Source organism: Paenibacillus sp. FSL H3-0333, assembly GCF_038002805.1.
GTDB lineage: Bacteria > Bacillota > Bacilli > Paenibacillales > Paenibacillaceae > Paenibacillus_AQ > Paenibacillus_AQ silagei.
Genome location: NZ_JBBODG010000001.1, coordinates 4224173 through 4235863, shown reverse-complemented (window position 1 = coordinate 4235863; position 11691 = coordinate 4224173). Strand labels below are relative to the sequence as shown.

The following is an 11691-nucleotide window of genomic DNA, read 5'->3' as shown; positions in this document are numbered from 1 at the left end:
CAGGCGATTAACGTGCAAATTCGTGGATTCTTCTTCGGTGGGCGTCAATGGAGCTTCTGCTGTCCTCTTCTTGTTCATTCAGTAAAACCTGATTCTTAGACATAGTCGGTAGACCGTTCAGCTCATCGTCAATATTAATTTGTCTCGAATTCATCAACTTCGTATTCTCACCGTTTTGAATGGAATCCCAGATCGTACCTGACTGTTCCAATGCTTCGATCTGGCTCTGATCAGTGGAGCTGCTCTCCCAAAGCGCCTGCCGGGCTTCCTTATCGCCAAACAATGCTAGGAACTGTTCAATTTCCTCTTCGCCCACTTTTGCAGCCTGTAAACCTTTCTTTAATGCCTCAGTTTTCGCTTTCTCGTCCTTGGCGTTAATGAAATCCGAGATCAGGGCCAACGTCTTCTTATCAAATTCAGGGATTTTACTCTCAGTGCCTTTATATCCAGACCATAAGGTGCGGAACCGTTCAAACGTAGCCAGCGCTTTGTTGGGGTTTCTATGAGTTTCATCCGCAGTTGAAGTGAACATAAAGGATATGGAGAGATCCTCATTCATTCCATTTTGATGTCCCCACGTACTGTATCCCGACAAATTCGCATGCGGGAGAAAATCGCCGGCGGAATGCAGACCCAATCCAAAAAGATGGATATTTTTACTGTCGATGCCGGCTTTTGCTACACGCAAGCTCTCTTCCGAGGTCACATTTAGGGAATGGGAATTGTTGGCGCGGTTCATTTTTTCATCAGACATGGTAAAGAAAGCTATTGTTTTCATCCATGTTGCTTCAGTGTGCATAGAATCATCAAGCGACTGGCTGGCAATTGCAGCCTGTAACGCTTCTTTATGTGTGGCACCAGCCAATCTGCCAACCCAATACACTGCACCTAAATGCATGTCCACTTCCCACATCCCGTTAGCATCAAAGAACTTGACAGGATTGTTCATGGCATAGCGGTAGACATTTAAGCCACCGCTCAAGTCTGCCGGATCCGCGCTCACCCATCGCCCCAGCCACGAAGCATAGTACCGCGCACTATGGTATTCCAGACCGCTCTCCTCATCCCGCTCCATACCTGTATAGCGGTATCGCTTCGCGGCGCACTTAATTGCGGCGTTCCTGGCCTGATAAGCGGTTGTGCCATAAGGGTGAAACTCCTCGTAACTGATAACCCTCGCCGTCCCATCCAGCTCCAGTGCCGCCGAGCCCAGGTGATTGTGCAGCTGATAACGCACGGTCTGAACTGGCGCCGTTCGCCCCATGGGAATGCCGACAATTGCCCTTGGCTTTGTCTCGGTGTCAATCATCACCAACCGGTGCTGTTTGTCCATTAGGCTAAGACTGGTGCGTTCCAATCCGGCATCTGTACCGCTGTGCTGCTTGTACCGCTCATAGCCGCCAATATAGATCCGCTCATCTTTCTTGTTTGGGATATCCCCTCTGTTAGCCTGGTTCTCAGTGATTTTCCGTAACCGTTGCCCCTGGCTGTCATATTGGTAATAGGTCGTTTCCGCCGTCCCGCCATCGGTGCGCTTCTGGCGGATAGTCCCGATGAGTTCTTCCTTGAAGTTCCAGACCATCTCTTCTAAATGAGGCATTGCGGTTATATAGCCATGACGCGGATGAAGCGTATAACTGTATTTATGCGCACCAAGCTGAGTGCTGATTAGCCGGTTATTGGCTGCCTGATAGTTGTATTTTCTCGTCCAGTTGTTGTCACGAGCCTGGTGGCTGATCTGTACTATATTTCCGGCCTTGTCATATAGGTAACTCTGCGTGTATTTCCGCATGGCGAGCGGATCGCCCGGGTTCAACTGCTTCATGAAGGTAAAGTCACTCCAGTTGTCTGTGTTCCCGGGAGCCACAGCAGAGTCATTCTCTCTGCCGGTAGCTTCCGCCAGCCGGTACAGGGCATCGTACATATATGTAGAGACGCCGGTAATTTTCTGGTTGTCAAAGAATACTGCGGGAATATTTCTGTCCTCCATATGAGTAATATTCCCAGCCGGATCATAGGTGTAAGACCAATCCTGGAGCGGGTCGCCATTCATGCGCTTTGTCTCCAGCCGATTTAACCGGAAAGTTTCCTTGTCATAATAAAACCGGGTGATAACAGCATTGCCGTACTCGATAGAGTTGCGCTGGCCTTTTTCGTTGTAGTCAATGTTCTTGATGTATACAGCATCCTGGGAGCTCCCAGGATGGGTGACACTTTCACTGTCCAGTAGACCCGCTTCGTTGTACGCAGGCACAATCACACTTCCATCCGGTGCTGTCTGCTTGGTTATCCTGCCGAGCGCATCAGTTTCCGTCACAAAGGTGAATCCTTCGGCTTCCAGATCAGCGGCCAAATTGGCATCTGTCCAGTCGGCAACCCCCTTATAGTTGCTGAACAGCTTGCGGGTTGTGGATCTAGACTGCCCTTTGAAGTCATATCCGGGCATTTCCAGCATCCCTCCCGTGTCGTACCGCCGGAAGATTTGACCCTTAAGGTTACTCAGCTCAGCGCTCTGCTGCGTTTCCCCGTATATGATCCGCTCAACAATATGATTCAGCGGTGCTTCGCCATCTCCGCCGATAACCTTGCTATGGGTCGGCCGATGCAAGAGATCGTAATCATATTGAAATTCATGCTTTCTCTCGTCCCAGGTACGAAGCGGAAGGTTCAGAATGTTCATCAAAGTCCACCGCTGCCCTGCGTCCATACTGTTTTGATAGATCTTGTTGCCGAGCATGTCATATTTGAACATCATTACTGCATTACCGCGAGCATCGGTCACTTTGCGCAGATTGCCCTCGATATCAAGTTCGGCCAAGGTCAGGCAAAACTCTTCATCACCATTCAAATCCCGGTTATGCTCAGTGGACAAGACTGGTCGTCCCAAGGTATCCAAGTGCTGGACATTGGGTGTGCCAGCGTGTTTGGCACTCTGGTCTGCGGCTGCCTTTTCCCGAGCCGGGTCCTTCCCTGCCGCAATAAGCTCGGCATCAATCTGCCGTTTCGAACGTTTGGCATACCACTCAGACTCCAGCACCGTGTCATTCAGATCGTAGATAACCTGCTTCCATGCATCAAACTCCGTGCGAGTGAGCGTACCGTTTGGCATTTCGGTCCGGATTAACCGGCCTGGCGCATCATAATAGAACACGGGTGTAACCCCGGTCTCCACCAATACCTGCAGATCTTCATAGTGATGCGTTACTGAGAAATAGGGCTCGTATTGTTTTACAGGATTACCTTTATTGTTGAGCACGCTTCTGCCACTGCCAATCCAGCGCAGCTGCTTGGGTTCCAGCGCAGCCGTATCCACAGTGCTAACTGTATACGTATGATCTGCATGGATAATCACTTGTTTGGCCGCCCCCGGTTCAGCCTGGACTTTTTTCATTACGGTTTGTCCGAGACCGCCAGAGTATTCCAGACTGATTTGGACAGGAGAATCGCTGTTTGTCTTATAATGCTGCTCTCTCAGAATAGAAGCGGCAACGGCCGGCTTGCCTGATCGGGTATAGGCATCTAAGTCATACACAAATCTTGCGGTCGCATGCTGCAGCAAACTTTTTCCGCGTGCCATCAGCGTATCCGATGCGCCAGAGTGGAAGAACTCGTCTGTTAACGTATTTTCAGATGGAGAAGCATATTCCGAGACGCCCTCTAGATCATCCGCTTCCGTTCCCTTGCCCAGGACTGCCATTGCTTTTACAAAACCCAATTCATCAGTAAGAACTTCAGAAATATTATGGTTCAGATCCTTGATGCGCTGCGCAGAGAGTGTCCTGAAATTGAATAATTCGATCCTAGTTGTATTTCCCAATGCGTCTTCCGTCGCTTCCATGTAAAGATGGTAATTCTCCTCGTATTTCACCTTCGTTATCGCCCCATAGGGATCGGTATAGGATATTGGAAGATAGAATCGGCTCCGCGCAGAAGCAGCCGCTTCACCCGTCTCAAGAAACTGAGTGGTTCCTGAGCCGCGCCACCAGTGTTCATTGCCATCCAGCAAGGTGTATTTGCCCTCAAGCATCAATTCTTCATTTACTTTTGCCCCGTAGACGCTTTCGAGCAGATTCGATGAGCAGACGAGCTGATACTTCTCGAAAGGTAGTGCAAGGGATTCCAACTGATCAGAACTTAGAGTGTCCTTCAAATTGTTGCTGCGGTATAACGTGCGGACATGTTCAATTAATCTTCTAACCGGACTGCCCGGTTCGGGCGCTTGCTCCGTCTGATGGTAGTCCACTTCCGCGGAAGCTGTGAGGATGTCTGCAAAATCACTGATTGCATACAGGGTTCCGTTCTTTGGTATGCCCCTTAATTCATAGTTCCTCGTTTCAGCAGGGAGTCTCAATCTGTATGCGTTATCGGTATCCACGTCGTTAGTATAACGGTTCTCCGTAAACGTTATCGTTGTCCTGCTCTGAGCTTCCTTGACCGGCGCGGGTAGTGAATCTTCCGGCTGAAGCCTCGGATATACCACTGAAGCCGATTCCAGAATATTTCCATATTCATCACTTTTCAGGTTAAGGGTGTGGAGAATCCGCGGGTCTTTCGTGTTCCGTTCATAGTTGTAGGTGACCGTTTCACTATCCTTGACCGCAAACACGGCATGTTCATTCTGTCCCGTAGGCTGCAGCAGCTCGATCATCCAGTTGTACTCGGCTACAGAGTATGGAGTGAGCTGTTTCCGTATCTGTTCGTCAGATGCATCCGAGACCGGAGCATCGCAAGAGAAGATTTCCACACGAAGCGTCTTTCCTTTGCAAGCGCGGAATGCTTCTCTCATCTCCCTGCCGCTGGGCTGGGCAATGTGACCCGGGTCTGTCACCGGTGCAGCATCGATCCATGAATCCGGCAAGGCTGCTTCTAAGTTGTCCACCTCAAATCCGTGCTTGGCCATTACTGCATGCCAATATCCCTCTGCGAACGGATTACTGCTGTTGCCCATGTCCAGATAAGCACCGGTATGGTACCAGCTCTTGGTTAGCACCGGCGCTTGATGAAGCGTTTGATCGACGATATTGCTGGCCCCTCCTTTGATCCAGTGGTCGAATTGTTCCGTATCTGTCTTCTCTACCATGCCAAATCCCCTGAATTCTCTTTCCATATGGTCGTAATAGCCATGATGATACCGGTAGGCACTGACGAACCGATACCCTGAAACACAGTCGCGGATTTCCGTTTCGGAAATGCATTGTACCGGGAAATGCAGTTTGGTCGCCCAAGGGTTACCCGCCTGCCTGTCCTCAAGGCAAAATGTGGTCGAAGGGGTGTATTTAAGTTTAACTTCTTTACCGAGATTGTTTTTGTACAGCACCATAACATGAGGCTTCTTGCCGTTCATCAGATCTATATACCGGAGTGGCGACGGCGCATCCTTCGCCAAGGGACTCGACCATACTACACAGGCAACCCCATTGCCCAGCAGGTCAACAACTGTGGTTTCTGTCAAATTATGAATTTCAGGGAAGGAATCAATCTCGACTGGGACGACAGCGAACTCATTTCCGCTTAAATTCATCCAGCAGGTGAACTTGTTTTTGCCCAGATAGATAATATCAGTGGTTCCTGAGCCGTCAATATCGGCAAAGCGCAAGTAGGATGGATGATAGACATCCGGGTGGTCAAATACCGGGGCATGGTCCATCTCCACCTTTGCGCCGAAATTGCCGTTCCCTAAATTGGGCCAATAACAGATCTGGCCATTTCTTACTCTTACCATATCTATCAGCCCGTCACCGGACATATCCGCTTTGAAGAAGCTTTGCCTGGGATCGGAAAAAACAAGATACGGGCCTGCCTCTTCATCGAAAGGGTTGTAAACTCTATGTCTATCTTGATATCCCTCCCGCCCTGCTGATTCATACCAGGTGAAGATATGATCCTCCGTGACGAGAATTTCCGCTTGCCCATCCCCGTTGAGATCAAGCAAATGGACATTGGCATCATCCATATTAATATTAGGCAGGTGCTGAAACGGCTGGAATCTCTGCCACTCTTCCCTTTCGCTCAGCTCAAAATACCCTCGCGGTTCGCCGGACAAGCTGACCAGTTGCTTGATGCCATCCGCAGCCAAATCCATCAGCTGCAGCTTTGAGCCAAGCCCGGTGAATGAAGGTTTTGGCGCAATGCATTTGGCCGGTCCGAAATTTCCGTTTCCGAGATTATGTTTATAGAACCACGCTCCCGCTTGTTCAGTCAGAATGCCGGAAAGCCCTTCATTAAAAAGATCCGTAAATTGATATCGCGGTTCATCCAGTCCGGCAGGCGCATGAATCAGTGCCTCCGCAGCCAAAGGTTTGATCTCCTTGTTCCACTCCAACTGCTGATAGCCAAATTCAAGGGGAGGCATCGCTTTATCCGTATAACCTCCATCCGGTTTCTTGATATACCCATGGGTAGTGGTTGATATCAGGAATGTTAGTCCAACATCACCTGCAGTATCATAGGCAAAATCCAGTGACCGTACCACAGCGGAGCCTCCGGGAAGCTCGGCAAAATAATGAAACAGCAGCACCCGTCTGCAAAGTCGGGTGGTTCTGATCTCAAACCCGGCCCTGTAGTCCGAAAAGGAATCGGTTCTGTATTCCCATTCACCGCCTTTAGCAAAAGGCGCATTCATCTCATATTCACCGTAATCAAACACAGTCTGGAACAAGTAGTCCGCTTCATCCGGGTAGGCAGCTCCAAATAAACCGAAGGGTGTTTTATTTCCGTACAACACCTTGTCCAAATACAAATTGGTGTATGTGGGCTGCCCATTTCTCAAGCGATTTTGTTGATGCAGCTTCCCCGGTTTGATCCCTTTGCCGTCCTCCTTCTTATACTTGTAATAAGCGCAGTTTCCCTTGTCATCGAATGTAATTTCCGGAAGCCATTCATATATCTTTGCAGGGGCTGCAGGATCGGAAATCCTGGAGGATGCACTCCAGCCAAACAGCGTGGTTATATTGTCTCGGGTCACTACTCGCCATTTCCTTTCTTTCGTGGCAAGGTCTGTCCATCTTTCAATCCGGGCGTACAAGCCCTCAATGCGGGGGCGGTAGGATCGGATCATAAAGAAACCATCGGGGGAAAGCTTCTCTTTGTATATGAAGGTGCTGTCCGTGTTGTTGCGAAGACGTCCATCCGCTCCTTTGGCGTATTCTGGAACAAGGTCATCGGCTTCCGACAGGAGAAAGATGTCCGAATCGGCTTCGTCGTGGTAACGGGGCAATTTATTATCTGTTTTCCGTTTAATGGAGGAAAGATTCAAGGTCCATCCTAACCCAAATATTCCATTCCCCGAGCCTGAATTATAGGACAAGTTTAAAGCAGCGAGTGCGTTGCCCCTAGTTGATGCAAAAGGCAAAGGGATGGACAGAGAAGCTGTTCCGTTCATCACATTGACAGAGAATTTCTCATCTATGCCTTTGATTGCACCTCCCCCCTTCGGCAAGGAAATGGTTGGAATTTCGATGGCATTGGACTCCGTTTTTCCTCTTTCCGGATTAATAAACGACTCTGTCGAGTGGGATCTTTCTGTCTCTCTATGCACGGTTTCACCTCTTCGTTGTGATTGATTAATCATTTCCTATTAAGTCTTTACAGGTATTTTTTTCTTGGGGAGAATTTTTATTCATAAAATTTAATTGCTGAGTTTTGGAGAAGCCGATTGTATGACAAACAAAAAAACACTAACATGAGCATCAGTGTTTTCAGGTACTGCTATTTCTTTTGAATTTTATTCTCCGAGAATCTCATCGACCGTTCCTTGGCTCCCAAATCGCTTGAATGTTTCTTCGACTCGTTAATAAAACTCCAGTGGATTCTCATCGCCAGGATACTTCTCGTCCCATATGTAACCTCGAAAAACATAGCCCTGAGAATCGTTCATAAACGATTTCGTTTAGCATTCCAGCAATTACGCCATTATTCGTTCCTCTCCACTGCGTATGTTGTTTTTGAAAGATGCCATTGTTATCTTTAATATAACAACCTAATCAGATTCCCTATAGCCTTGTAAATTAAGTCCTCTCTGACTTAAGCCCCACAGTATACTTCATCGGCAATAGCATGCCTCACTAAATAAATAGCCATTATTCTCCTCCATAGTTTAACGATACCGACAAGTACGAATTCCGATTTTCACACAATGCGAACCCCAATAATCGGGCTTTCCAAATATGCATGATTAATCTCCAATGGTTTTTCACAATAATTTGTACCAATGGATCCATTTCAATCAAAACCCAATGATCGTATTCTAACGGCCCATATAATATAACTTCCCTATTTAATTTTACTAAATGCATATCATCGTTTCACTCTAAGATTATTGAGAATGATTGGTTTACACATATTCTGCCTCTTTTATAAAAATTAATCTTTCAGTTATTTCAAAAATCCTTTATTAAAAATAGTCTAGTTCTGGCGAATTCGGATTTCTTGACGGATGTGATTAGTTGCAGTGATACTAACGCTTCCTCTTATATTACATTCTCCTTTAAAGGGGGAACTTTAGCGTCAAACTCCTTGAACGGGGGAAACTTTGTGTCGCATATATATGACACTAAGTTTCTCCAAAAAATAAAAAAAGCCTTATTATTAAAGGCTTTTCTATCAGGCAATATTTGTGTCACTGTACAATCATGTACTAATCGTCCTCTGACAGGATTTTGACGGTTTACATGCTACGTTGTATTTATCGCTTCCATCCCAATAACGCATCAACTGTCTCATCTACCCGCGGACATAAATCCTTATCTAATAAACATAGATAACAATTGTATCATTAATTATACTGACAAGCATTATTATGACACTGCAAGATCATGTTCAGCTTACACAAGCTCATCATTCATTATGATCATACCAAATATTGTAATACTCCTAGCCAAGTTCAATCTAGAATCCTATCTATAGTGTTGTCTCTTCCATAATCAATCCTTAAATCTTAAATCTTTAATATTCAAAACATAATGAGTTATACTAAGCCTAATAACCAAATTGAATATCGGAGGATCAACGAATATGAGAAAACTCGTTCTATTCCTGCACGCTTCGCTTGACGGTTTTGTAGAAGGCCCGAACGGCCCAATGGATATTAGCTGGGTTGCCTATGATGCTGATCTGGAGAGCCACGCGAGGGGAATTCTGAGTACTGCGGACACGGTCATTTGGGGTCGTGGTACATATCAAATGATGCACAGTTATTGGCCCTCCGTACCCTCAGATCCATCCGCTTCTCCGTATGAACGGGATCATGCGGAATGGATTGAGAAGACAGCCAAAGTAGTCTTTTCCACAACTCTGAAGAACGTCGAATGGAATAATTCCAGACTGGTCAAAGAGAACGTCGAGGAAGAGATCAAGCGTCTCAAACAACAGCCAGGCCAGGATATCGTTATCCTCGGCAGTCCCCGGTTCGCTCATACCCTTATGCAGCTTGGCTTAATCGATGAGTATAAAATTACGGTCTCCCCCATCGTGATCGGCAGCGGCTTGCCGTTATTCCAAGGTGTCCAGGAGAAGATTAATCTGAAGCTTATCGAGAACAAAACATTTGATTCTGGAGCCATAGGCCTCGTATACCAGACCGTTAGATGACCTAGTCGAATATTCAGGTAAAAGCACTATCCAGCTTCACCAATCTCTCCACGAACACCTCATTCGCTCTGCTGGGAACATGACCGGTCAGCCGCACAATCGAGAAGTCTCTTTCAAGGCTCAGGCCTTGCACAGGAATTTCTATGAGCTTACCGGTCTCGATCTCCCTGCGGACCACCCACTTCGAGAGAATAGAAATCCCCAGTCCGGCAGCTACGGCCTCCTTCACGCCCTGACTGCTGTTGATCTCATAGGAGCGCATCACTCTTAAGCCCGCTTGTTCCAAAAAATGATTACTGAACGAACGCGTCCCCGAGCCGCCCTCACGAAGCACCCATATCTGATCCTGTAGTACGTTGATCTCCACCACGCCCGTTCGTGAGAGCGGGTGATTCTCAGCAGCAACGATGATCAGTTCGTCTTTCATAAAATGAACAACCTGCAGATCTGCCGCCTCGATACTTCCTTCGATCAGCCCCACTTCAATCTTATTCTCCCGCAAGGCAGACGCAATCTCTGATGAATTCGCAATCGTCATCCCCATGTCCACATCGGGATATTGCTTGGCGAAGGATGAGAACAGCCGGGGCAACACATATTCGCCAATCGTAAAGCTTGCCCCGATATGTAAGCTTCCGCTGACGGTATCATGCAGCCGGGCCAGATCCAGCTTCACGGACTCATAGAGATTCAGCATTTCCTTCGCGCGTCTATAGAACAGCTCCCCCGCTTCCGTCAACTTCACCCATTTGGGCGAACGGTTCATGAGCCTTACGCCGAGTTCCTTCTCCAGATTACGGATCTGCAGACTGACTCCAGGCTGTGACAGATGCAGAAGCTCTGCCGCCCTGGAAAAGTTCCGCTGCTCCACAACCGTTACATAGACTACCAGGGATTCAAGCATGATCGATCGCGCACCACCTTTAAGATAACAATTTATTATGATATAGATTCAAAATCCGTATTTCCCTAATCAATCATAACTGAATATAGTGTTTAAAGGAACTAAATTCAACTTATTGGACGTGACTTCGATGAATCTACACCTAGCTGTGCACATGAAAGAAAAGAAGAAGCTGGGATTTGCGCTCGGTATCGCCTTGCCTCTGATGCTGGCCCTATTTGCCAAATACATATCCGCCTTCCCCTTCCTGTGCATTATGGGACAGTTAGTCATAGCTATTCTGCTCGGAATGATCTGGAGAGCAACGCTAGGCATTCCGAGTTATCTAACACATGGAATCTCCTTTACCTCCAAAAAACTTCTGCGATATGGCATCATATTGCTCGGCATGCGGCTTAGCCTGAAGGATATCCTTCAGGCTGGCCCCAAGGTACTGCTGATCGCCTTGGTTTGTATTGGGTTCACATTCTGTACGGTGCTTGTGCTTGCGAGACTGTTCAAGGTAGAAAACAGACTGGGACTGCTGACGGCCTGCGGCACGGCGATCTGCGGAGCGGCAGCGGTAGTAGCCATCGCTCCGCAGCTCAAAGCAAGTGACGAGGAAACGGCGATCAGCGCGGCAACCGTTGCGATCTTGGGCACCATTTTCACACTGATGTATACCCTTCTCTACCCTTTCATTAACCTGACTCCACTGGGCTACGGCATCTTCTCAGGCGCAACGCTCCACGAAATTGCTCATGTCATTGCAGCAACTGGGCCGGCCGGCAAGCAGGCGGTTGATCTGGCAGTCATCGTCAAATTAACACGTGTCACCATGCTGGTGCCGATCGCTGTAATCATCGGAATCTGGGCCAACCGCAAGGAGCGGCAGGCAAACCTGGAGACCGGACGATCCCGTCTGAAATCTATACCAGTTCCGTGGTTCATCCTGGGGTTCCTGCTAATGAGCACCGTCAATACTCTGCAGATCATCCCTGAAGCAATCACGGATAAGCTTATACTTGCTGCGTACTTCCTCATTGCAATGGCTATGGCGGGCCTCGGCCTGAACGTAGATTTAGCTGCTTTTAGACGCATGGGCCTCAAGGCCTTCGGAGCCGGCTTGATCGGATCGGTCCTGCTATCCGGGTTAGGTTTCCTGCTTGTGAAGGTTTTGAACTTATGTTATTAAAAGAGATGCTTACGAGGAATTCCTG

4 protein-coding genes are annotated in these 11691 nt (G+C 47.8%); 2 read left to right on the top strand and 2 right to left on the bottom strand.

Translation table 11 applies throughout. The annotated features are described in order from the left end of the window. Nucleotides 1-7 precede the first annotated feature (7 nt). Complete coding sequence (locus MHH78_RS19195) at nt 8-7537, bottom strand: SpvB/TcaC N-terminal domain-containing protein (protein WP_341168435.1); 7530 nt, start codon at nt 7535-7537, stop codon at nt 8-10. A 1475-nt stretch (nt 7538-9012) separates the two neighbouring features. Between MHH78_RS19195 and MHH78_RS19190 the strand changes: the two genes are divergently transcribed. Further along, nucleotides 9013-9588, top strand: a complete 576-nt coding sequence (locus MHH78_RS19190) for a dihydrofolate reductase family protein (RefSeq protein ID WP_341168434.1) — start codon at nt 9013-9015, stop codon at nt 9586-9588. Between the two features lie 13 nt (nt 9589-9601). Here the strand turns inward: MHH78_RS19190 and MHH78_RS19185 are convergent, their stop codons facing one another. Beyond that, entirely contained in the window at nt 9602-10495 is an 894-nt protein-coding gene (locus MHH78_RS19185; protein ID WP_341170345.1) for a LysR family transcriptional regulator, read from the bottom strand. A 127-nt stretch (nt 10496-10622) separates the two neighbouring features. Between MHH78_RS19185 and MHH78_RS19180 the strand changes: the two genes are divergently transcribed. Further along, entirely contained in the window at nt 10623-11666 is a 1044-nt protein-coding gene (locus tag MHH78_RS19180) for a YeiH family protein (protein WP_341168433.1), read from the top strand. The last annotated feature ends 25 nt before the right edge of the window (nt 11667-11691 follow it).